Source organism: Rhizobium sp. GCM10022189, from assembly GCF_042656325.1.
Classification (GTDB): domain Bacteria; phylum Pseudomonadota; class Alphaproteobacteria; order Rhizobiales; family Rhizobiaceae; genus Rhizobium.
Genome location: NZ_JBHSOR010000002.1, coordinates 372,847 through 394,248, shown reverse-complemented (window position 1 = coordinate 394,248; position 21,402 = coordinate 372,847). Strand labels below are relative to the sequence as shown.

The 21,402-nt window shown below is 61.1% G+C and carries 24 protein-coding genes; 13 read left to right on the top strand and 11 right to left on the bottom strand.

The genetic code is table 11. The features are described 5' to 3' along the window. Nucleotides 1–9 precede the first annotated feature (9 nt). Together ACFPWW_RS02155 and ACFPWW_RS02150 are read left to right on the top strand one after the other, a co-directional pair. A complete protein-coding gene (locus tag ACFPWW_RS02155) occupies nt 10–381 on the top strand; it encodes a GNAT family N-acetyltransferase (RefSeq protein ID WP_377310113.1) in 372 nt (123 codons plus the stop codon). A gap of 23 nt (nt 382–404) precedes the next feature. Next, nucleotides 405–680, top strand: coding sequence for a hypothetical protein (locus ACFPWW_RS02150; protein ID WP_112704880.1), 276 nt, complete (start codon nt 405–407; stop codon nt 678–680). Between the two features lie 51 nt (nt 681–731). Here ACFPWW_RS02150 and ACFPWW_RS02145 read toward each other — a convergent pair whose 3' ends face one another. After that, on the bottom strand, nt 732–989 hold the full coding sequence (locus ACFPWW_RS02145) for a YjhX family toxin (RefSeq protein WP_112704879.1): 258 nt from the start codon (nt 987–989) through the stop codon (nt 732–734). Between the two features lie 421 nt (nt 990–1,410). On the opposite strand from ACFPWW_RS02145, the gene ACFPWW_RS02140 reads away from it, so the two are divergent. The 6 genes from ACFPWW_RS02140 (at nt 1,411) to ACFPWW_RS02115 (ending at nt 5,598) form a co-directional block, all read left to right on the top strand. Further along, nucleotides 1,411–1,920: a GNAT family N-acetyltransferase gene (locus ACFPWW_RS02140; RefSeq protein WP_377310110.1), complete on the top strand. Its 510-nt coding sequence runs from the start codon at nt 1,411–1,413 to the stop codon at nt 1,918–1,920. Nucleotides 1,921–1,997: 77 nt separating this feature from the next. Further along, nucleotides 1,998–3,503, top strand: a complete 1,506-nt coding sequence (gene gatB, locus ACFPWW_RS02135) for an Asp-tRNA(Asn)/Glu-tRNA(Gln) amidotransferase subunit GatB (protein ID WP_113413908.1) — start codon at nt 1,998–2,000, stop codon at nt 3,501–3,503. 63 nt (nt 3,504–3,566) lie between these two features. Next, on the top strand, nt 3,567–4,073 hold the full coding sequence (locus ACFPWW_RS02130; protein WP_377310109.1) for a GNAT family N-acetyltransferase: 507 nt from the start codon (nt 3,567–3,569) through the stop codon (nt 4,071–4,073). 1 nt (nt 4,074) lies between these two features. Beyond that, a complete protein-coding gene (locus ACFPWW_RS02125) occupies nt 4,075–4,542 on the top strand; it encodes a GNAT family N-acetyltransferase (RefSeq protein WP_112568156.1) in 468 nt (155 codons plus the stop codon). Between the two features lie 102 nt (nt 4,543–4,644). Beyond that, nucleotides 4,645–5,040 (top strand): NADH:ubiquinone oxidoreductase subunit NDUFA12, encoded by a 396-nt coding sequence (locus ACFPWW_RS02120; RefSeq protein WP_112568154.1) that lies wholly within the window; start codon nt 4,645–4,647, stop codon nt 5,038–5,040. 117 nt (nt 5,041–5,157) lie between these two features. Then, on the top strand, nt 5,158–5,598 hold the full coding sequence (locus ACFPWW_RS02115; RefSeq protein ID WP_112704878.1) for a DUF2155 domain-containing protein: 441 nt from the start codon (nt 5,158–5,160) through the stop codon (nt 5,596–5,598). A 106-nt stretch (nt 5,599–5,704) separates the two neighbouring features. Here the strand turns inward: ACFPWW_RS02115 and ACFPWW_RS02110 are convergent, their stop codons facing one another. The 6 genes from ACFPWW_RS02110 to ACFPWW_RS02085 form a co-directional block, all read right to left on the bottom strand. Continuing rightward, entirely contained in the window at nt 5,705–6,634 is a 930-nt protein-coding gene (locus ACFPWW_RS02110; RefSeq protein ID WP_112704877.1) for a DUF2167 domain-containing protein, read from the bottom strand. A 74-nt stretch (nt 6,635–6,708) separates the two neighbouring features. Next, on the bottom strand, nt 6,709–7,326 hold the full coding sequence (gene aat, locus ACFPWW_RS02105) for a leucyl/phenylalanyl-tRNA--protein transferase (protein ID WP_377310107.1): 618 nt from the start codon (nt 7,324–7,326) through the stop codon (nt 6,709–6,711). Between the two features lie 7 nt (nt 7,327–7,333). Then, nucleotides 7,334–8,686 carry an acetyl-CoA carboxylase biotin carboxylase subunit gene (gene accC, locus ACFPWW_RS02100; RefSeq protein ID WP_377310105.1) on the bottom strand — a complete coding sequence of 451 codons (1,353 nt, stop codon included), beginning with the start codon at nt 8,684–8,686 and terminating at the stop codon, nt 7,334–7,336. A 10-nt stretch (nt 8,687–8,696) separates the two neighbouring features. After that, nucleotides 8,697–9,176, bottom strand: coding sequence for an acetyl-CoA carboxylase biotin carboxyl carrier protein (accB, locus tag ACFPWW_RS02095; protein ID WP_112568144.1), 480 nt, complete (start codon nt 9,174–9,176; stop codon nt 8,697–8,699). Nucleotides 9,177–9,197: 21 nt separating this feature from the next. After that, on the bottom strand, nt 9,198–9,635 hold the full coding sequence (gene aroQ / locus ACFPWW_RS02090; protein ID WP_003578965.1) for a type II 3-dehydroquinate dehydratase: 438 nt from the start codon (nt 9,633–9,635) through the stop codon (nt 9,198–9,200). 243 nt (nt 9,636–9,878) lie between these two features. Next, on the bottom strand, nt 9,879–10,637 hold the full coding sequence (locus tag ACFPWW_RS02085; protein ID WP_112568142.1) for a DsbA family protein: 759 nt from the start codon (nt 10,635–10,637) through the stop codon (nt 9,879–9,881). A 205-nt stretch (nt 10,638–10,842) separates the two neighbouring features. Here ACFPWW_RS02085 and ACFPWW_RS02080 point away from each other — a divergent pair, with 205 nt between their 5' ends. Further along, nucleotides 10,843–12,000, top strand: a complete 1,158-nt coding sequence (locus tag ACFPWW_RS02080; RefSeq protein WP_377310102.1) for a pyridoxal phosphate-dependent aminotransferase — start codon at nt 10,843–10,845, stop codon at nt 11,998–12,000. Nucleotides 12,001–12,006: 6 nt separating this feature from the next. On the opposite strand, the gene ACFPWW_RS02075 is transcribed toward ACFPWW_RS02080, so the two are convergent. Both ACFPWW_RS02075 and ACFPWW_RS02070 read right to left on the bottom strand, forming a co-directional pair. Next, nucleotides 12,007–12,798 carry an aldolase gene (locus ACFPWW_RS02075; RefSeq protein WP_112704873.1) on the bottom strand — a complete coding sequence of 264 codons (792 nt, stop codon included), beginning with the start codon at nt 12,796–12,798 and terminating at the stop codon, nt 12,007–12,009. 17 nt (nt 12,799–12,815) lie between these two features. Then, nucleotides 12,816–13,517 carry a haloacid dehalogenase type II gene (locus ACFPWW_RS02070; protein ID WP_377310101.1) on the bottom strand — a complete coding sequence of 234 codons (702 nt, stop codon included), beginning with the start codon at nt 13,515–13,517 and terminating at the stop codon, nt 12,816–12,818. Nucleotides 13,518–13,604: 87 nt separating this feature from the next. On the opposite strand from ACFPWW_RS02070, the gene ACFPWW_RS02065 reads away from it, so the two are divergent. Next, nucleotides 13,605–14,456: a LysR substrate-binding domain-containing protein gene (locus ACFPWW_RS02065; RefSeq protein ID WP_377310100.1), complete on the top strand. Its 852-nt coding sequence runs from the start codon at nt 13,605–13,607 to the stop codon at nt 14,454–14,456. On the opposite strand, the gene ACFPWW_RS02060 is transcribed toward ACFPWW_RS02065, so the two are convergent. Both ACFPWW_RS02060 and phaC read right to left on the bottom strand, forming a co-directional pair. After that, the gene (locus ACFPWW_RS02060) at nt 14,453–15,793 is read right to left on the bottom strand and encodes a tlde1 domain-containing protein (RefSeq protein ID WP_377310099.1); all 1,341 of its coding nucleotides are present in this window, start codon (nt 15,791–15,793) and stop codon (nt 14,453–14,455) included. The two genes, ACFPWW_RS02065 and ACFPWW_RS02060, sit on opposite strands and share 4 nt — an antisense overlap. A 288-nt stretch (nt 15,794–16,081) precedes the next feature. After that, nucleotides 16,082–17,911: a class I poly(R)-hydroxyalkanoic acid synthase gene (gene phaC / locus ACFPWW_RS02055; RefSeq protein WP_377310098.1), complete on the bottom strand. Its 1,830-nt coding sequence runs from the start codon at nt 17,909–17,911 to the stop codon at nt 16,082–16,084. Between the two features lie 148 nt (nt 17,912–18,059). Between phaC and ACFPWW_RS02050 the strand changes: the two genes are divergently transcribed. The 3 genes from ACFPWW_RS02050 (at nt 18,060) to ACFPWW_RS02040 (ending at nt 21,316) form a co-directional block, all read left to right on the top strand. Continuing rightward, nucleotides 18,060–18,482 carry a hypothetical protein gene (locus ACFPWW_RS02050; protein WP_112568130.1) on the top strand — a complete coding sequence of 141 codons (423 nt, stop codon included), beginning with the start codon at nt 18,060–18,062 and terminating at the stop codon, nt 18,480–18,482. A 225-nt stretch (nt 18,483–18,707) separates the two neighbouring features. Next, a complete protein-coding gene (locus ACFPWW_RS02045; protein ID WP_112568128.1) occupies nt 18,708–19,925 on the top strand; it encodes an LL-diaminopimelate aminotransferase in 1,218 nt (405 codons plus the stop codon). 65 nt (nt 19,926–19,990) lie between these two features. Beyond that, nucleotides 19,991–21,316, top strand: coding sequence for a homoserine dehydrogenase (locus tag ACFPWW_RS02040; RefSeq protein ID WP_112568126.1), 1,326 nt, complete (start codon nt 19,991–19,993; stop codon nt 21,314–21,316). Nucleotides 21,317–21,402: the final 86 nt, after the last annotated feature.

Below are 21,402 nucleotides of genomic sequence, written 5' to 3'. Positions count from 1 at the left end.
ATCCGCAAGATGACCGACGCCGACCGTCAAGCGGTCGGCGTTGTCGGTTTTGCCGCATCGGCAGCGAGCGATCCGCGCGAGGATGGCGACCGCGACCCTGATGCAATCGAGCGCGCGCGGCAGGAGTTTGCGACCTTCGCCAATAAGACGGCAAGAGATATTGTCGTTGCCGAACTGGACCGCGAAGTCTCTCTATCTTTGCGAATTGATGAAGGCGGAGCGTCTGGAAACGGCGCGACTCGAGACACATGCGAGCATATCGGTGCGATCCGTCTTTACGAGCGTTGCGGTTTCAGCATCATCTGGCACGGCATCGAGTTTTCCGAGCGCATGGGTGCTTCGCTTGAAAAGGTCCATCTGGAGAAACGGCTGACCGATTGATGGCGGCGGCCCGAGGAGGTGTTATGGCAATTAATGATCTTGCACGATTGATCGAGGCCTTTGATCGCCTCGCCTCCGCCGGCTTCAAAATCGGTTCGGAGTGGGAAACGGTTCACGAAATCTGCCAGAACCACGAGGGCGAACAGCTGTTCGACTGGGGCCATGCCCTCTGCCACCGGGTCGAAGGCGACGACTGGAACGCAGGCTACTGGTATCGCCGTGCCGGCAAGACGGTCGGCGCCGGCACGATCGCCGAGGAGTGGGCGGCAATGCGCCCGGCGCTTTCTGAAAAGCTCTGAGCGTTCCGGCCGCACGGCGATGTCGCCGCGCGGCCGGGTTCTTGTCACACCCTATCTGTTGTCGAGTTGCGAGCGGACGAGGCGCAGCCCGCGTTCGGTGATCCGGTAGGGCTGGCCGGCGGAAGACTTGATGGCCTTCAGCCGTTTCAGCTTGCGGAAAAGTTCGAGACCGAAACCGGGATAGACCCAGCCGTCGCGGGTGAAGCAGCTGACGGCCTCGATTTTCCTGTTGTCGTCACGGGTAATTTCGATGCGGCCGCCCTGGGCCATAAGGTGCAGGATGCGCTGTTCTGCGCGTGAGATGTCCATTGCTGTTGATCCGGAAACGCGCCTTCATGAAGGCGCACGAAAACGATCTGGCGATCGGGCTTATCCGATACGCCGCGGCTTCGTTTTTCTGGCCCATGCGCGCGAGGCAGTGCTTGCGGGCAGGGGCCTTTACCGGGACTCAGACAGGTTAGACATAAACACCTCTTGAGCAATTCCAGCAAAAGCATGCAGCGGCTTTGCTTTGGGAACTGCGTGTAAACAAAGAGATAGGGTCGTCCCATAGTTCGAAGAAAACGGAACGGCCCTATCGGGCTTTTTATCAGCAACCGCAATCCGGTCAAGCCGGTGCAGAGACAGGGAAAACGCCGAAGAAGTTGCGCTTTGGTCGTTTATCTTATTGGAGGGACTGGAAAAAAGCCCGACTCAATGGTCTACTCTTGGCTGTAACGCGGAGGTGCCATTGATCCACATTCGCAATGCCCGCGAAGGCGAAACGGAGCTCTTGGGCGAAATCGGCTTGCGCGCCTGGCAACGGGCGATGGCGTTGATCGGCGAATCGGATGCCATGACGGATGCAGCCCGCAACGCTTTCCGAACCTTCGTGGACAATAACTGGCTGACCATCACCATCATCGAACAGAACGGACAGGTTGCCGGCTGGGCTGCGCGCGAGGGGCTGGACGAGACCATTTCCGACTTCTGGATCGATCCGAGCTTCAACCGCCAGGGGCTGGGCAGCGCGCTGCTGGAACATATCGAGGCCGATATTTTCGAGCAGGGATTCGAGGAGGCGGCGATGCAGACCCATTCCGGAAATACGGAGGCGATCTCCTTCTTCCAGAAGCACGGTTATGCGATCCACTGGCTTTCGGTCGCCTATAATCCGAAGCTCGATCGCGACCTGCCGTCCGTCGGCCTCAGCAAGCATCTCGGCCCGCAGGAGCCGGAAGGCTACGGTCCGGGTTTCTAGGCTGCCGAAAGCCTTGCACCGGCAGGCCATTTCCTTTACCTCACCAGTTGAAAAGAACAGCCTTCGAAGAGCATCTCATGACCATTGTCGACGTTCGCACGCCTGATCCGAAACGTTATATCCCCGGCGCCACCGGCGATTGGGAAGTCATCATCGGCATGGAAGTCCATGCCCAGGTGCTCTCCAATTCCAAGCTGTTCTCCGGCGCGTCGACGGAATTCGGCAAGCCGCAGAATTCGAACGTCTCGCTCGTCGATGCCGCCATGCCCGGCATGCTGCCCGTCATCAACGAGGAATGCGTCAAGCAGGCGGTGCGCACCGGTCTCGGCCTGAAGGCTCAGATCAACAAGCGCTCGCTCTTCGACCGCAAGAACTACTTCTATCCGGACCTGCCGCAGGGCTATCAGATCTCCCAGTACAAGGACCCGATCGTCGGCGAGGGCAAGATCGTCATCTCCCTCGGCCCGGATCGCCAGGGCCAGTTCGAGGATATCGAGATCGGCATCGAGCGCCTGCACCTGGAACAGGACGCCGGCAAGTCGATGCACGACCAGCATCCGACCATGTCCTACGTGGATCTCAACCGCTCCGGCGTGGCGCTGATGGAAATCGTCTCCAAGCCCGACATGCGCTCCGCCGATGAGGCCAAGGCCTACATGACGAAGCTGCGCTCGATCGTGCGCTACCTCGGCACCTGCGACGGCAACATGGACGAAGGCTCGATGCGCGCCGACGTCAACGTTTCCGTGCGTCGCCCGGGCGAGCCCTTCGGCACGCGCTGCGAAATCAAGAACGTCAACTCCATCCGTTTCATCGGCCAGGCGATCGAATACGAAGCTCGGCGCCAGATCGGCATTCTGGAGGACGGCGGCACTATCGATCAGGAGACCCGCCTGTTCGATCCGAACAAGGGCGAGACGCGGTCCATGCGCACCAAGGAAGATGCGCATGACTATCGCTATTTCCCCGATCCGGACCTGCTGCCGCTCGAATTCGACGACGCTTTCGTCAAGGAACTGGCCGACCATCTGCCGGAACTGCCCGACGACAAGAAGGAGCGTTTCGTTCGAGAGCTGGGCCTGTCGATTTACGACGCTTCCGTGCTCGTCTCGGAAAAGGCGATTGCCGACTATTTTGAAGCCGTCGCCGAAGGCCGTGACGGCAAGATGGCCGCCAACTGGGTTATCAACGATCTGCTCGGTGCCCTGAACCGCACCGGCAAGGGTATCGAGGAAACACCGGTTTCCCCGGCCCAGCTCGGCGGCATCATCGACCTCATCAAGGCCGAAACCATCTCCGGCAAGATCGCCAAGGACGTCTTCGAGATCATCCTCAACGAAGGCGGCGATCCGGCCGAGATCGTCGAGAGCCGCGGCCTGAAGCAGGTGACGGATACCGGCGCCATCGAAAAGGCCGTTGACGAGATCATCGCCGCCAACCCGGATCAGGTCGCCAAGGTCAAGGCCAAGCCGACGTTGGCCGGCTGGTTCGTCGGCCAGGTCATGAAGGCAACCGGCGGCAAGGCCAACCCGCAGGCCGTTCAGGCCCTCGTCAAGGCCAAGCTCGGCATCGAGGAAGAATAAGCCAGCGGTCTCGGCCAACAGCGCGAAGCGGTTTTCGGGGGCCGATGCCGCAAGGAGAAGGTCTTGGTTTATTTCGTCCGAACGGCGAGCGAACGCGATCTGGAGAAGGTCCGCACCCTGCTGGTCGAGAGCTTTCATGCGGCCTATGACGCAAGCCACGGCACTGCGAAGGTCAACGAACTGATCGCCCATCTGTTTTCGCCGGCTGCGCTGAAAGCGCGGCTGGCGAAGAAGAATGCCGAATTCCTCGTCGCCGACGACGGCCGGCATATCGGCGGCATGGGTTATGCGGCAATGTCGTCCGAGATGACGAAAACCGTCATGCTGCATCTCCTCTACGTGAAGCCGGATCTGCAGCGGCAGGGTATCGGCCGCGATATTTTCGCCGAGCTCGAGACCTGTTTTCCGGATGCCGAGATCATGCGGCTGGAAGTCGAGGTTCAGAACCGGGAAGCCATCCGTTTCTATGAGCGGCTCGGCTTTCTCGAAGCCGGCCGCAATGAAAACAGCGGCCCGGGCCAGTCCGGCGTCCCGACGCTGGTTTTCGAAAAGGCGCTCGAGCTTCACTGACATGAAATCGGGCAACATCATCATCCGCGAGGCGCGTGAAGCCGACCTGCCGGCCCTGATCGCGATGTTTGCCGCCGATCCGCTCGGCGGCCACGGGGATACTGTCGATCCTGAAGCCTATCCGGATTATCTCAGCGCCTTTGCGACGATTGCGGCTTCGTCCGGCCAGACGCTTTATGTCGCGGAGCGGGACGCTGACGTTGTCGGTACCTTCCAGACGATGATTACCACCTCGCTGAACGCCCGCGGCTCATCCGCCATGATCATTGAGGCGGTGCAGACGCGTGCCGACCTGCGCGGGCAGGGCATCGGCGCCCGGATGATCGAATTTGCCGTTGCCGAGGCGAAAAGTCGCGGCGTGCGGCTTGTCCAGCTGACATCGAATGCGGTGCGCAAGGATGCCCATCGTTTCTATGAGAGACTGGGTTTCAAGCCGTCGCATCTCGGTTTCAAGATGGCGCTGAAATGACCGCGGTTTCGGCGGGAATCACTGGACAATTCGGCTTGGCGGCGGCATAAGCGAAAAATCCTATCTGCTTTCGTCCGCGTCCTGCGGCCACGAGGAAAAGACATGATCAAGTTCCTGCTTCACACCTTCACCTGGTGGAACAATTACACTTTCGGCACGCTGTTTGCCCTTCGCGGCTTCAAGCGCGTTGGTGAAGACGAGTTTGGCAATGTCTATTACGAAGGCGGTCTTTCCTCCTACGGCCTGCCGAAGCGCTGGGTGATTTACAAGGGTTATGCCGAAGCTTCGGCTATTCCTCCGGGCTGGCACGGCTGGATGCATCACCGCACCGACGTTCCGCCGTCCAAGGAAAATTACGTTGCCAAGGAATGGCAGAAGCCGCATCGCGCCAACCCCACGGGCTCGCCGCAGGCATACCGCCCGCCGGGCTCGCTTTCGGTAGCCGGCGAACGTCCGCGCGTGACCGGCGACTACGACGCATGGACACCGGGCAACTGAGCATCGGGCGCCCGATGGCGGGTTCTGCCCCGCGCTTTGGCCACAATTGACCTTTACCCGCAGGTTGGCCGCAATCGCTGCGGCCGTGAACCTGATATGTGCTGGAGACGGGTAGATATGAAGCTTTCCCTGCGAAACACGGTTCTGCCGGCGGCGGGAGCTGTATCGCTATTGGCGCTGTCCGCCGGGCTTCTTTCCAATCCGGCACAGGCTGCCCGCATCGACAATCCGGTTGCCGTCTTCTCCGGCCTCGACAAGATCACCGGGCGTATCACGACCTTTGACGTATATGTCAACGAAACGGTCCAGTTCGGCGCCCTGCAGGTCACACCGAAGGCCTGTTATTCGCGCGACCAGTCGGAAGCCCAGAAGATCGACGGTTTCGTCGAAGTTGACGAGATCACGCTGGACCGCAAGATCCGCCGCATCTTCACCGGCTGGATGTTTGCCGACAGCCCCGGTCTCAACGCCGTCGAACACCCGATTTATGACGTCTGGCTGAAGGACTGCAAACAGAATTCCGACGTGCCGCCGCCCGATAGCGCCGGCGCGAAGTAAAGGCGCATGGCGTATTCGCCGCGTTCGCGATATCAGCTGTTGCCGCGAGGACGCCGGGCAATGTCGTGCGAAAGACTTCCGACGCGACACTGCCCGCATGTAAGAACTATGCGCTGGGCGTCTTGTTGCCGGTGAAGAGCTTCTTTACAAGGCTGACCGCTCCGCCAAATACCACGAAGACAAGAATCCAGGCCTTCTTCAGGAAAGCGGCGGCGATAGCCAGCAGGCCGACCTTCGCGGCCACCTTGGCGCCGGCACCGGCAGCGATCATGCCCGCCATCCCGTAGGCCGCAACCTTGTCGCCATCCACGTAATCGCTGTAGGCCATTCCCTTGTCGAATTGCACGAGCTTGGTCACCGTCGGGACTGCGGTTTCGATTTCCTTCAGCTGCTCGAGGCCGGCAACGAAGTCGAACTGCAAGACGCCCTCGCGGCCCAGCGTGCGCACGGAATAGTTCAGGGTATGCTGCGTGTTTCCGTTTTCGTTGAACACCAGATCGCGCGCCCAGTGCAAGGCATGTGCGGCTTGGTCGTAATGCGGGGAAGAGGCCCAGCCAACGAGCGTCACCGTCGGAAAGCCCTGCTTCTGTCGCTCGGCATTGCTCTCCGCAATCGAGTCCTTGATGGACTGCAACAGCTCATCGTAGTCGATCGTCGCCGCGTCGGCATCGGAGACATAGCCGTCGGCGCTGAATTCGACGACCGACCCCCATGATCCGACATCGGTCGGGGAATATTGTGCGGGAAACAACATGCCGAGCGCATCAGTCGCCGACGTCGGAGGGTTCCCCCATATGTCGACGAGCACGGTCTTCGTATCCTCGGGGCTGAGATAATAGAACCCCTCCGGCACGTTCAGCGTCGCCTTCGCAGCCGGCAGCCTGATCGCCCCCTGCTGGAAGTCGAGCTTCTCCAGGAGCGGCTTCTCTTGATCGGAGAAATCCGTTCTGTTTGGAAACATGTCCTGGTAAGGACGGGCATCGGCTGCGCCGGCAGCCATGGCGAGCAGGATCGCTGCCGCAAAATATCGCTTCAAGATTTCACCCTCCGTTGCGCTCCGACCTTAAACCGGCTGGCTGGAAAATCAACGTGAAGATGAAAAATTCAACCTTAAAACTTCAGGTGTGGCGATTCCATTGCTGCGGCGAGCAGCAGCGCATAGTCCGCCTTGGGCACGTCGATCGCCCCGAAGGTCTTCAGGTGCTCCGTCGTGAATTGCGTGTCGAGCAGCGTGAAATGCTGCTGCCGCAAACGCGCCACCAGATGCACGAGGCAGATTTTGGAAGCGTCGGTACGCCGCGAGAACATGCTCTCCCCGAAGAAGGCGGAACCGAGCGATACACCGTAAAGGCCGCCGACGAGTTCGTCGCCATCCCAGGCCTCGACGGAATGGGCATGGCCCATATGGTGCAGGGCCGTGTAGAGCGATTTGATCGTTTCGTTGATCCAGGTGCTCGGGCGGTCGGATGTTTCCTGCGCGCAGGCGGCAATAACGCCGGCGAAATTGCTGTTGAAGCGAATGTCGAAAGGCTTCCGCTTGATCGTCTTTCGGAGGCTTTTGGAAACGTGGAAGCGATTGTCGAGCGGCAAGACGCCGCGAACGTCAGGTTCGACCCAGAATATTTCCGGGTCGTCGGCGGATTCGGCCATGGGAAAGAGGCCGATCGAATAGGCGCGCAGGAGGATCTCAGGGGTAATGCCCGGTGATTTCCTGCGCGCTCCTGCCATTCCCGTCCTATGCTGCCGATTTGCTGTTGGCGAGATACTTTTCCAGCCAGTGGATATCATAGTCGCCATTGGCGATATCCTGGTTGGAAACGAGATCCTGGAACAGTGGCAGCGTGGTCTTGATCCCGTCAACGACAAATTCATCGAGCGCACGGCGCAGGCGCATCATGCATTCGACACGCGTGCGGCCATGGACGATCAGCTTGCCGATGAGGCTGTCGTAATAGGGCGGGATCTTGTAGCCCTGATAGGCACCGGAATCGATGCGCACGCCAAGACCGCCGGGCGCATGGAAATGCGTGATCGTGCCGGGCGAGGGCACGAAGGTGCGCGCGTCCTCGGCATTGATGCGGCATTCGATGGCATGGCCCTGGAAATGCACCTCGTCCTGCGTGACCGAGAGGCCGCCGCCGGAGGCGACGCGGATCTGCTCATGCACGAGGTCGATGCCGGTGATCGCTTCGGTGACCGGATGCTCCACCTGCAGGCGGGTGTTCATTTCGATGAAATAGAACTCGCCGTTTTCGTAGAGGAACTCGATCGTGCCGGCGCCGCGATATTTCAGCTTCTTCATGGCGTCGGCGCAGATCTGGCCGATCTTCATGCGCTGTTCGACATTGAGGGCAGGCGAATTGGCCTCTTCCCAGACCTTCTGGTGACGGCGCTGCAGCGAGCAGTCGCGTTCGCCGAGATGGATCGCATTGCCCTCGCCATCGCCAAACACCTGGATTTCGATGTGGCGCGGCTTTTCGAGGTATTTTTCCATGTAGACGGCATCGTTGCCGAAGGCCGCGGCCGCCTCGGTGCGGGCCGTCGACCAGGCTTCGATCAGATCGGCTTCGGTCTTGGCGACCTTCATGCCGCGTCCGCCGCCGCCGGCCGTTGCCTTGATGAGCACCGGATAGCCGATATAGGCCGCCGTCTTCAGCGCGTCCTCTTCGGTCTTCACTTCGCCGTCGGAACCGGGAACGACGGGAATGCCGAGTTCCTGCGCCGTCGTCTTGGCGGTGATCTTGTCGCCCATGATGCGGATATGTTCCGCCGTCGGGCCGATGAAGGTAATGCCGTGCGCTTCGAGAATATCGGCGAACTTGGCGTTCTCCGACAGGAAGCCGTAACCCGGATGCACCGCGTCGGCGCCGGTGATCTCGCAGGCCGCGACGATCTGGTGGATGTTGAGATAGCTTTCGCGCGACGGCGGCGGACCGATGCACACGCTCTCGTCGGCAAGGCGCACATGCATGGCGTCGGCGTCGGCCGTCGAATGCACGGCAACGCTGGCGATGCCGAGTTCCTTGCAGGCGCGCAGCACGCGAAGGGCGATCTCGCCGCGATTGGCTATGAGGATCTTCGAGATCATGGCTGAAGCCTTATTCGATGACGACGAGCGCCTGACCGTATTCGACGGGCATGCCGTCTTCGACGAGGATTTCCGTGACCTTGCCGGACTTCGGCGAAGGAATCTGGTTCATCGTCTTCATCGCTTCGATGATGAGCAGCGTCTGGCCTTCCTTGACGGTCGCGCCGATTTCGATGAAGGCGCGCGCGCCCGGTGCCGGCGCCATGTAGGCGGTGCCCACCATCGGCGCGTTGACCGTATTGGCCGGGTTGCGGCCGGCAACGGCAGCCGGGGCGGCGGCGGCCGCGACCGGGGCTGCGGCTGCAGCGGCAGGTGCCGCATAGGCAGGAGCTGCGATCGGCGCCTGGATGTACTGGGTCGTGCCGGCGCGCGAAACGCGGATGCGCAGGTCTTCCTGTTCGACCTCGATCTCGGTCAGATCCGTGTCCTTGAGAATGTTGGCGAGATCGCGGATCAGAGCCTGATCGATACCGGATTTCTTTTCAGCCATGAGTGTTACCCTGTCTTCTTCTTATGCTGTGATGTTCTTCAGCGCTTGCAGCGCCAGGATGTAGCTGTGAGGCCCGAAGCCGCAGATCACGCCCTTGCATGCCGGCGCGATCATCGACTTGTGGCGGAATTCTTCCCGTGCATGCACGTTGGATATGTGGAGTTCGATGACGGGAATGGAAATGGCGCGGATCGCATCATGCAGAGCGACCGACGTATGCGTATAGGCGCCTGCATTGATGGCAACGCCGGCGGCCTTTTCATCCGCTTCGTGGAACCAGTCCACCAGCGTGCCTTCGTGATTGCTTTGGCGGAAATCGATGTCGAACCCGAGTTCGCGGCCTGCAGCCTTGCAGTCCGCCTCTATGTCCTTGAGCGTCTTGCCGCCATAGATGCCAGGCTCTCGCTTGCCCAGCATATTCAGGTTGGGTCCGTTCAGGACAAAAATCGTTTGCGTCATCGAATGTTCCGTTTGGCGCTTCGGCTCCCGATCCTCTCTGGACCGGGCAACCGTTACGCGGTTCATTGTATTCATCACGTCCTGCGCCAGCCTTTTGGCCACAAGGCACGGGAATGCGCGAGCGCCACCTATAGACTCCACGCGGGCTTATTGAAAGCCCTTACAGAATCGGCAGGGGACGTCGCGCCATGTTTGTCCACATGGCTGAAACGCTTTGATTCAGGCTATTTGATGAGCGTGTATTCAGCAGCTTGTCTTGCCGCAGGCCCGCATATTCTTCACCTTGGCTTCGAGATCGTCGATGCCGACGGCGCCGGGCACCATTTCGTTGCCGATCACATAGGACGGCGTACCGCTGATGCCGAGATTGGCGGCGAGCTGATAGGTCGCCTGCACGATATCGTCGTTCGGGCTCTTTTTCATCTCCGCCCGGATCTTGTCTTCGCTGACGCCGAGGGCGGCGGCGACCTGCATTGCCGTGTCCTCCGAGGCGCGGCCATCGCTGCTCAGCATCGCGACGTGGAAATCGCCATATTTTTCAGGCGCAAGCCGCCGGAAGGCATCGGCAACGCGGTGCGCCGCAACCGAATCCGGCCCAAGGATCGGGAATTCCTTCAGCACGAAGCGGACGTTCCGGTCCTTTTTCAGGAGCGCCTGCATGTCGGGCAGGGCGTGGCGGCAATAGGTGCAGTTGTAGTCGAAGAACTCGACGACGGTGACGTCGCCCTTGGGGTTGCCGAGGGTCACGTCATCCTTGGAATCGAAGATGCCGCCATTGTTGTTTTCGATGGCCATGGTGGCCTTCACCTGCTGGGCCATCTGCTGCTTCTTCTGCAGCGCGTCCTGCACGTCGAGCATGATCTCCGGATTTTCGATCAGATACTGTTTGATGAACTCACCCAGTTCCTTCTTCTGCTGGTCGTCGAGCGCAAATGCCTGAACCGGAAGGGTGATGGAGGCTGCAAGCGCCAGCGCAGTAAGCGTTTTGGGGAAGAAGGCCATGATATCCTCGTCGTCGGCTGATGGATTTTCGAAGCGGAAAATAGCATCGCCGGGTAAATGGGCTTGGAGCGTCGTATCAAATTACGGCGCCTCGGGCCGCCATCAAACAGGAAATTTCCCCCGATCCAGGCCCTCGCGGGATTGTGATGAGCGGATTATTGCGGCAATTGTCTGGCCGTCAGTTGAAGTCAGGCAGGAAGTGATCGTGTTTTCCATCTCCAAACGCAGCGAAGTCGAGCCGTTCCACGCCATGGACGTTCTGGCTGAAGCGACGAAACGGCGTGCGGGCGGCCACCCCGTCATCTCCATGGCTGTCGGCCAGCCCTCGCACCCCGCGCCGCAGGCGGCTCTCGAAGCCGCCCGCACGGCGCTCGCCGAAGGGCGCATCGGCTATACCGATGCCTTGGGCACGGCGCGGCTGAAACATGCGCTTGCCTGGCATTATCGCGACCGCCACGGTCTGGAGATCGATCCCGCCCGCATCGCCATCACCACGGGCTCGTCGGCCGCCTTCAATCTCGCCTTCCTGTCGCTCTTCGATGCCGGCGATGCGGTTGCCATTGCCCGGCCGGGCTATCCCGCCTACCGCAACATCCTCGGCGCGCTTGGCCTCAATGTCGTCGAAGTGCCGGTTACGGCCGAGACCCATTTCACTCTGACGCCCGAAAGCCTTGAAGCAATCCAGCAGGAAAAACGCGTGAAGCTGAAGGGCGTGCTGCTTGCAAGTCCGGCAAATCCGACCGGTACCGTAACCGGCCGCGAGGGCCTGAAAGCGCTGGCTGCCTATTGCGACGCCAACGACATCGCCTTCATTTCCGACGAGATCTATCACGGCCTGACCTTCGCGGGCGAAGAGACCAGCGCACTGGAACTGACGGACGAGGCGATCGTCATCAACTCCTTCTCCAAATATTACTGCATGACCGGCTGGCGGATCGGCTGGATGGTGCTGCCCGAACGGCTGGTGCGCCCGATCGAGCGTGTTGCCCAGAGCCTCTACATCTCTCCGCCGGAACTTTCCCAGATCGCAGCGACCGCAGCGCTCGGCGCGAGCGAGGAGCTGGATCGCGTCAAGGCAAGTTATGCCGCCAATCGCGAGCTGCTGCTCGACCGGCTGCCGAAGATCGGCCTTGAGCCGGCGTCGCCCATGGATGGCGCCTTCTACGCCTATGTCGATGTCTCGCGCTTCACCAACGACAGCATGGATTTTGCCCGCCGCATGCTGGCGCAGATCAATGTCGCGGCAACTCCCGGCCTCGATTTCGATCCGGTGGAGGGACCGCGCACCCTGCGCATGTCCTATGCCGGTTCGGAAGCCGAAATCACCGAAGCGCTGGAGCGCATCGGCGCCTGGCTGAAATAGAGGTTCCTAGTTCTTGTATTCCGGCGCCTGCCGGTCGAGGACACGCCGGACGCTTTCCAGATGCAGCCGTGCGCTTTCCGGATCGCCTTCGCGCATCTGTCTGGCCGCTTGTGCGGCGATGTCGGCGGGAACGGGGATCAGCGGACGTCCGCTGCTCATCGCCTTCAGCTGAACCTCTGCCGCACGTTCCAGGTAATAGAGATCGTCCCAGGCTTCCGCGATATTGGGCGCGCAGACCATGACGCCGTGGTTCTTCATGAACAGGATGTCCTTGTCGCCGAGCACGGCGGCAATCCTGTCGCCCTCGCGCTCATCGAGCGCCAGACCGTTATAATTCTCGTCGACGGCGACGCGCCCGTAGAATTTCAGGGCCGTCTGCCCGGCCCAGACGAAAGGATCGCCTTCGATCATGCTGAGCGCCGTCGCGTTCGGCATATGGGTGTGAAAGGCGGCTCCGACGCGCGGCGACATCCTGTGCAGACGGGCATGGATGAAGAAGGCGGTGGCCTCGGGCACGCCATCGCCGGCCACGACATTTCCCTCGAAATCGCAGATCAGCAGCGATGAGGCCGTGGCTTCCTGAAATGCCCAGCCAAGCCTGTTGACGAGAAAGAGATCGGGATGGCCGGGCACGACCGCGGAAAAATGGTTGCAGATGCCTTCTTCGAGGCCGAGCCGTGCCGCCATTCTCAGGCATGCGGCCAGATCGACGCGGGCCTGCCGGATCTCGTCCGTATCGAGCGGCAGATTGCGCAATATCGCCGGCTGTCCCTTCGCCAGGTTCAGTTCATGAGCCATGTCTCGCCTCCAATGAATTATATCCAGCCCTTCGCCGCAAACAGGCCGGGGACCCTGTCCAGCGTCGGCACGATCTCGTTTGGGCGGTAGTCGCTGAGCGGTTTGCGCCCGGTGCCGCGATCCACCCAGATCGCACGAAAACCGAGTTCGCGGGCGGCGGCAAGGTCGAGATGCGGGCTGGCGCAGATATGCATGAGATCATCCATGCCGATGCCGAGCGTTTTCCAGGCATGCCGGAAGATCTGTGCGGACGGCTTGTAGGCTTGTGCCTGCTCGGCGGTTATCACCCGGTCGACGAAACCGCCAAGCTGCGCGATATTGCCGGCGATGATCGCATCGTCAGTATTGGAGATGACGGCCAGCTTGAAGCCGGCGGCCTTGAGCCTGCCGAGCGTTTCGACGACTTCCGGGAAGGGCGGCATCCGGCCGATCGAGGAGGTCAGGAGGTCGCCATCGGCGCTGTCGAAATTCAGGCCGAATTCCTTCATCGCCAGTTCCAGCGCGAGCGCCGTCACCTGCTTGAAGGAACGGTGCGGCCGCTGTCCTTCCAGCTGATGTTCGTATCGGTCGTAAACGGCAATGAAGGCGGGCTGGTCGATGTCGCCGCCCTTGGCCGACAGGATCGCATCCATGGCGGCCAGCAGGCCTTCGTCCCATTGGATCAGCGTGCCGTAACAATCGAAGGTCAGCCAGGTCGGCCGGTTTCCGGGAAGCGTCATCTCTCGTCTCCATGATTTGCCGCATGTTGACAAAGAAACGGGCCATTGAAAAATTAAATGTCGAAATCATCAGCATTGGAAAATCGAATGAGCTTCGCCTTCGATCTCGATCTTCTCCGGACTTTCGCGGCCGTCATCGACACCGGCGGTTTCACGCGCGCGGCCGAGCGCATTCATCTCACCCAGTCCACCGTCAGCCAGCAGATCAAAAAACTCGAAGCCAATATCGGCCACAGCCTGCTTCTGCGGGAGAAATCGACGGGCAGCGTCCAGACGACGGAGGAGGGCGAGGTTCTGCTCAGCTATGCGCGGCGCCTGTTGGCAACGGCCGAAGAGGCGATGGAAATCATGCGCAAGCCGGCTGCACCCAAGACCGTCAGGCTCGGTGTTCCCGAGGATTTTGCCGGCCGCAGGCTTATCGATCTGCTGTCGGGCTTTGCGGCCGCCTCTCCGCATATAAGGCTCGATACGGTCAGCGGCTGGAGCGTCGAGCTTCGCCGCCTTCTGGACGCCGGCGAGATCGACCTTGCGCTGATCAAGCGCGAGCCGGGCGACGGCGGCTGTCTGGCGAGCTGGAAGGAGGAACTGGTCTGGGTCGAGAGCATGAGCCGGCCGGTTCGGGGCGAGCCTGTCCCGCTCGCGGTTTTTCCCGTCGGCTGCATCTACAGGGAGAGGGCCATCCGCTTTGTCGAACGCAGCGGATGGCGCTGGCGCATCGCCTATACGAGCCAAGGCCTGATGGGTGTCCAGGCGGCGGTCGCGTCAGGCCTCGGCATCAGCCTGCTTCCGTCGGATGCCGTCCTGCCTGAACATCGCCGGCTTGGAGCGGCGGACGGCTTCGATCCGCAGCCAGCCTCCGAACTTGCCCTTGTCGGGGGAAGGCCGCGGCTCTCGGCGGAGAGCCGCTCGCTTGCCGATTTCCTTGCGGCCAATCTTTAGGTGCGTGAGGAGAAGAGCGAGGCGAGCGTCGATGACGGCTTGTTGTTCAGCCGCGGCACGACGACGAGCTGCCTGATATCGCCGCGTTTGTAGGCGGCGAGGAAGCGCTTGTAATCCTTGAAGGAAACGCAACCGTTGGAATCGCCGTTCCGGCCGAGCATATAGGTATGCGCCAGCAGGCCGACACGGTTGAAGATCGCTTCCGAGCCTTGTACCGGCGTCAGGCGAATGGCTTCCACGCCGTGGAACAGCGCCTCGCGCATCGTCAGGTTATAGGTGTGCGGCGGCGTCGGTCCGCGCATCTTCTGGTTCACGAAACGCGGATTGTCACGCATCTTGCCGAGGCCGGAATGGGCCTCCAGGCGTTCGCCATTCGGCAGATAGACCGTGCTGTTTTCGATATCGTAGATGGCGACGCCGGCCCGCAGGCGCGGCGTAAAGACCGGCTTGTCATAGCGCGGCACGGCATCGTCGTCGTCATCCTCGATCGGCGAGTTCGGCTTGGCATAGGCAAGCACCGGCTCGGCAGCGCGAGGCGCCCCCTTGGAGGCCGGGGCAGGTTTGCCGACGAGCCCGTCGGGCCGCGCCATCGGCAGCGGTATGGAATCCTCATCGGGCGCGAGAACCAGATCGAAAGGCTGGGAGCCATCGTCCACCTCGGCAACGTCGACGGGCTGATCGGCGACAGGAGCGGTGGCGCGGTTGACCGGCGCCGGTTCGATCGGAGCAGGTGTCACGCGTGCCCCGGCATCGGCCAGGGCGAGCATCGCCGGCATCTCGGCGGCAGCGACAACCTCCTTCGACGGAATGATGATCCGGTCGGCATCGTCCTCGTCGGAGACGGCGGAAGCGGTTTCGACGGCCGGCGGTGTCGCCTTGATGGCATCTTCCTTGCTGAAGCGCGGATTGTCGGAGACGGCAACCGGCTGAACCTGTGCGACGGCAACGGCAAGACGATTGGTCTTCGCAAGCGCCAGGACCGCATTCGAGGCCGCCGATGTCTTCTCTGCATGCGACTGGATCAACTGCGCCGTCAAAGGCACAACCGGCTTGGCATCGAATGCCGCAAGGCGTGAAGCCTTGTTCACATGGATGAGACGCTCACGCGTGGCGGCAACAGGTGCTGGCCTTGGCGCTGCCGTGACTTCGGCCATTTCCTTCTGCGAGGAAAACGGCATCGACACGGATTGCATCGTCGCGACAGTACCGATCAGCCAGGTGGAGGTCAGGAGCCCGGCGATTGCGATGCCGGCAAGAAAACCGCGAGATCTTCCCGAACGAACAGGGGATCCGCCAAAAGGGGCGACGTTATTGAACGTCCCTACCGCAAACGCCATACTCTACTCGTCTTCCAAACACGCTACGCAGGCCGGCAGCACTGGCTACTTGATCTTTGCCGGAGCCGCTAACTGCCCAAAAAGGCCGAATTTTGGCCTGTCCGCGACATGCGACCGTTTCTTAAGGATGACGAACTATGGTTTCCAATTGGTTTACGGATGCGGGGCTCTGCTTCGATTGTCGCGAAAAGAGACGCAATATTTTAGGGGCAGCTGTTTTTCGAAGGCTCGCCTCGTCTGCGTGTCGCCGTCCGGTGCGACATGGCTTGCCGGCAGGGTTTCCTGCCGTCAGCTGCGGGCCATGACGTAACTGCCGGGAGCTTCTTCGATCGCGTTGAGGGCTGCCCCGCCCACCTTGCGGGCAGCCACGCGCTCGCCGTTCTGCGCCTCGATCCAGGCGTGCCAGTGCGGCCACCAGGAGCCGGCCGTCTCCTTTGCCTTGGCAAGCCATGCATCATAGTCGCCCTTGGCCGGTCCGCCGGTCCAGAACTGGTACTTGTGCTTGTCGGGCGGATTGACGACCCCGGCAATATGGCCGGAGCCGGCAACGACGAACTGTACCTTGCCGCCGAAAAACCGGCTGCCGAGGAAAACGGATTTCGCCGGCGCGATGTGATCCTCGCGGGTTGCAAGATTATAGATCGGGATCTTGATGTCCTTCAGCGACAGGGTCTTGCCGTCGAGGATCATCTCATCCTTGGTCAGGGCGTTCCTGAGATAGCAGTTGCGCAGGTAGAAGGCATGGTTGGCCGCCGCCATGCGGGTCGAATCGGCGTTCCAGAACAACAGGTCGAAGGGCAGGGGCTCCTGGCCCTTCAGGTAGTTGTTGACGAAATAGGGCCAGATGAGCTCGCTCGCCCGCAGCATGTTGAAGGCCGTCGACATGCGCGAACCGTCGAGATAGCCAAGCTCCTGCATATGCGCTTCCAGCGCCTGCAGCTGCTCCTCGTCGACAAAGACCTTCAGGTCGCCGGCATGAGTGAAATCCACCTGGGTAGTGAAGAGCGTCGCGCTCTTGATGCGCTTGTTCTTCTCCTTGGCGTGCAGGGCAAGGGTTGCCGCCAGCAGCGTGCCGCCCACGCAATAGCCGATGGCGTTGACCTCCTTCTCGCCGGTCGCCTTCTCGACGGTTTCCAGCGCGAAATCAACGCCTTCCCTTGCGTAAGCCGTCCAGTCCTTCGATGCGTGGCGGCTGTCCGGGTTGACCCAGGAAATGACGAAAACCGTGTGCCCCTGGTCCACGCACCATTTGATGAAGGATTTCTGCGGGTTGAGGTCGAGAATGTAGAATTTGTTGATCCAGGGCGGGCAGATCAGCAGCGGCCGTTTCAGCACGGTTTCCGTGGAAGCTTCGTACTGGATGATCTGGCAGATCTCGTTCTGGGCGATCACCTTGCCCAGCGTCAGCGCCATGTCGCGGCCGACTGCGAATTTGGTCATGTCGGTCTGGCGCAGCCTGAGTTCGCCGCGCCCGGCGATGATGTCCTCGGCGAGCATTTTCATGCCGCGCACGAGGTTTTCGCCGCTGGTCGCGATCGTCTCGCGGTAGATCTGCGGATTGGTGACGACGAAATTGGTGGGCGAAAGCGCGGCCGTGATCTGCTTCACATAGAAGCCGGCCTTGTGTTTCGTGTGCTCGTCCAGTCCCTCGGTCTCGGCCACGAGCTTTTCGGCCCAGTCGGCGGTCACGAAATAGACCTGCTTTAGAAATTCGAAGAAGGGGTTCCTCTGCCAGTCCGCGTCTGCGAAGCGCTTGTCCTTGCGCTCGGCCTCCTGCTCGATCGTCTCGCCCTGCATACGCTGCATCGAGCGCATCCAGATGCCGAAGAAGGAGGTCATCAGCTGGGTTTGCGCCTCAAACGTCCGGCGCGGATCGGAAATCCAGTATTCCGTGACCCTGGAAAGCGTCTTCACCATGTCGGTGACGGGTTCGACGACCGTATCGGAGATTTCGCCGCGCTCGCGCGGGCCAAGCCATGCAGACGCCGCCTTGCCGAGATTTTCGAGCGCACGCGCGAAGTTCATCGCCATGGCCTCGGGATCCTTCAGGAGATAGGGATCGAGATCCTTGGCGTCGAAACCCAGCTTGGCACCATTCTCCTGTTTGCTGTCGGTCACGCATTTCCTCCGGCGGCAGCATCCATTGTTTGTTCGTTGTACATCTGCGTCGATGAAGAAAACAAGTTCCGCACGTTCGCTCTCATGCTATTGCTTTGTCGCTGCGACGAATTTAACAGTCGAAGCAGGCAGGATTGGATCATCAGGCATGACGACGACAGGCATTGGGCATATCGCGACCTTCACCCGCACGGCAGCACTCTGCGCGGCGGCTGCGGCCATGGCCATCGCCCTTGCCGGATGCAACAAGACCGCCGAGGAGAAGCAGGCCTTCGCCCGGCGCATGGCCGCGCCGACAGCCGTTGTAATGCCGGCCTCCAAGGGCGAGCCCGTCGAAGGCGGCCTGGCCAAGAGCAAGGACGGCTACCCGTCCTTCGGCGCGCCGCTGACGGCCGCCAACGTGCAGATGAGCGACGAACAGGCGGCCGAACTGCAGCATCAGCTGACGGCCCTGACCGCCAAGCGCCAGGCCGGCGCGATCACGGAGGCGGAGTATCAGCGCCGCGTTGCCGAGATGCGGAAACTGGCCGCCGAACACGGGGCCGAAACGCTCTCCGAAATCTCCAAATAAGCCTTGCCTTTCAGGCGATTTGGACGCAAAGCCTTCCGGATGGATCGGAAGATGCAATTTTCCCGATAATGCGCTTCATGCGCGGCCTCTCCGTCAAAGATTTGCCGCGCAGCTTGAGTTCAAGAGGAATACGGCGCTGCGAGTCTGAAGCTCGTATCGCAGATGCCGGGAGACGGAACGAGCTTCGACAGCGGTCAGGTTGGCCGCATTTCCATGGGGAAAGAGATGGAAGAGTTTCACAAAGTCCGGCGTTTGCCGCCCTACGTTTTCGAACAGGTCAACCGTTTGAAAGCGAGCGCGCGAGCGGGCGGGGCCGACATCATCGATCTCGGCATGGGAAACCCTGACCTTCCGACCCCCCAGGCGATCGTCGACAAGCTTTGCGAAGTCGTCCAGGACCCGCGCACCCACCGCTACTCGTCCTCCAAGGGCATTCCCGGCCTGCGCCGCGCCCAGGCTGCCTATTACGCCCGCCGATTCGGCGTGAAGCTGAACCCCGACACGCAGGTGGTCGCCACCCTCGGCTCCAAGGAAGGCTTCGCCAATATGGCGCAGGCCATCACCGCGCCGGGCGACGTCATCCTCTGCCCGAACCCGACCTACCCGATCCATGCCTTCGGCTTCCTGATGGCCGGCGGCGTGATCCGCTCCATGTCGGTCGAGCCGGACGACAGCTTCTTCCCGCCGCTCGAGCGCGCCGTGCGCCATTCGATCCCGAAGCCGCTGGCGCTGATCCTGAACTATCCGTCGAACCCGACGGCCTTCGTGGCAACCCTCGACTTCTATAAGGAGGTCGTGGCCTTTGCGAAGAAGCACGACATCATCGTGCTTTCCGACCTTGCCTATTCGGAAATCTATTTCGATGGCGAGCCGCCACCGTCGGTCCTGCAGGTTCCGGGCGCAATGGATGTGACGGTCGAATTCACCTCCATGTCCAAGACCTTCTCCATGCCGGGCTGGCGCATGGGCTTTGCAGTCGGCAACGAACGGCTGATTGCGGCCCTGACGCGTGTGAAGTCCTACCTGGATTATGGTGCCTTCACGCCGATCCAGGTCGCGGCGACCCATGCGCTGAATGGCGATGGTTCCGACATCGCGGAAGTCCGCAACGTCTACAAGCGCCGCCGCGACGTCATGGTCGAAAGCTTCGGCAAGGCCGGCTTCGAAGTGCCGCCGCCGGCCGCAACCATGTTTGCCTGGGCGAAGATCCCGGAAAAGTTCCGTCATCTCGGTTCGCTGGAATTTTCCAAGCTCCTGGTCGAGAAGGCAGACGTTGCCGTTGCCCCGGGCATCGGCTTCGGAGAACAGGGCGATGACTACGTTCGTCTGGCGCTGGTCGAGAACGAACACCGCATCCGCCAGGCTGCGCGCAACATCAAGAAGTTCATGTCGACGGCAGACGAGACGATGCACAACGTCATCTCGCTCAACGCCCACCGTTAATTCCAACCGCGAAGACAGCCGCAAGATCTGCGGCTGTCTTTCACCAGACATTTCAGGATCGATCCATGGCAGATGCCCTTAAAATCGGCATTGCGGGCTTGGGTACCGTCGGTGCCTCGCTTGTTCGCATCATCAGGCAGAAGAGCAACGAACTTGCAGTCACCTGCGGACGCCCGATTACGATTACGGCAGTTTCGGCCCGCGACCGAACGAAGGACCGCGGCATCGATCTGGCCGGCATCGCCTGGTACGAACGCCCGGACGAACTGGCCGAAAAGGCCGATATCGACGTCTTCGTCGAGCTGATCGGCGGCGCCGAGGGAGCCGCCAACAAGGCCGTTCGCGCCGCTCTTTCGCGCGGTCTCCATGTGGTGACAGCCAACAAGGCGCTGCTTGCCTATCACGGTGTCGAGCTTGCGGCGATCGCCGAGGAAAAAGGCTCGCTGCTCAACTTCGAAGCGGCCGTTGCCGGCGGCATCCCGGTCATCAAGGCGCTGCGCGAATCCCTGACGGGCAACACGATCTCGCGCGTCTACGGCATCATGAACGGCACCTGCAACTACATCTTGACCAAGATGGAGAAGGAAGGCCTGTCCTTTGCCGATTGCCTGAAGGAAGCCCAGCGCCTCGGTTATGCCGAAGCCGATCCGGCTTTCGACATCGAAGGCAACGACACGGCCCACAAGCTGTCGATCCTGACGACGCTTGCCTTCGGCAACAGGATCGCTGCCGACGATATCTATCTCGAAGGCATCACCAATATCTCGATCGAGGATATCCGCGCTGCCGCCGATCTCGGCTACCGCATCAAGCTGCTCGGCGTTGCCCAGCGCACGGATACGGGCATCGAACAGCGCGTGCATCCGACCATGGTGCCGGTCGATTCCGTCATCGCCCAGGTCGATGGCGTCACCAACGCGGTCGCGATCGAATCCGATATTCTCGGCGAACTCCTGATGGTCGGCCCCGGTGCCGGCGGCAACGCTACGGCCTCTTCGGTGCTTGGCGATATCGCCGACATTGCCAAGAGCCAGCCGGGCGCCCAGCGCGTTCCGGTTCTCGGCCATCCGGCAAAATCGCTGGAACCCTATCGCAAGGCGCAGATCCAGAGCCATGAGGGCGGCTATTTCATCCGCCTGACCGTTCTCGACCGCACCGGCGTCTTCGCCAGCGTCGCAACCCGCATGGCCGAAAACCACATTTCTCTCGAATCGATCGTCCAGCGCTCCAAGCAGCATCTGGCGCCCTCGCATCACCAGACGATCATCCTCGTTACCCACGCGACGATGGAAGACTCAGTGCGCAAGGCCGTCGCCGCGATCAAGGAAGAGGGCTATCTGGTTGGTGAACCGCAGGTGATCCGCATCGAGCGTCCCAAGGAAGAATCCTGACATTTGTTCCAGATTGGAACAGATCAGCCCGCCCGGGGCCTCTCGGGCGGGTTTTCTGTTATTAATCAAAGCACTTCACCAAAATT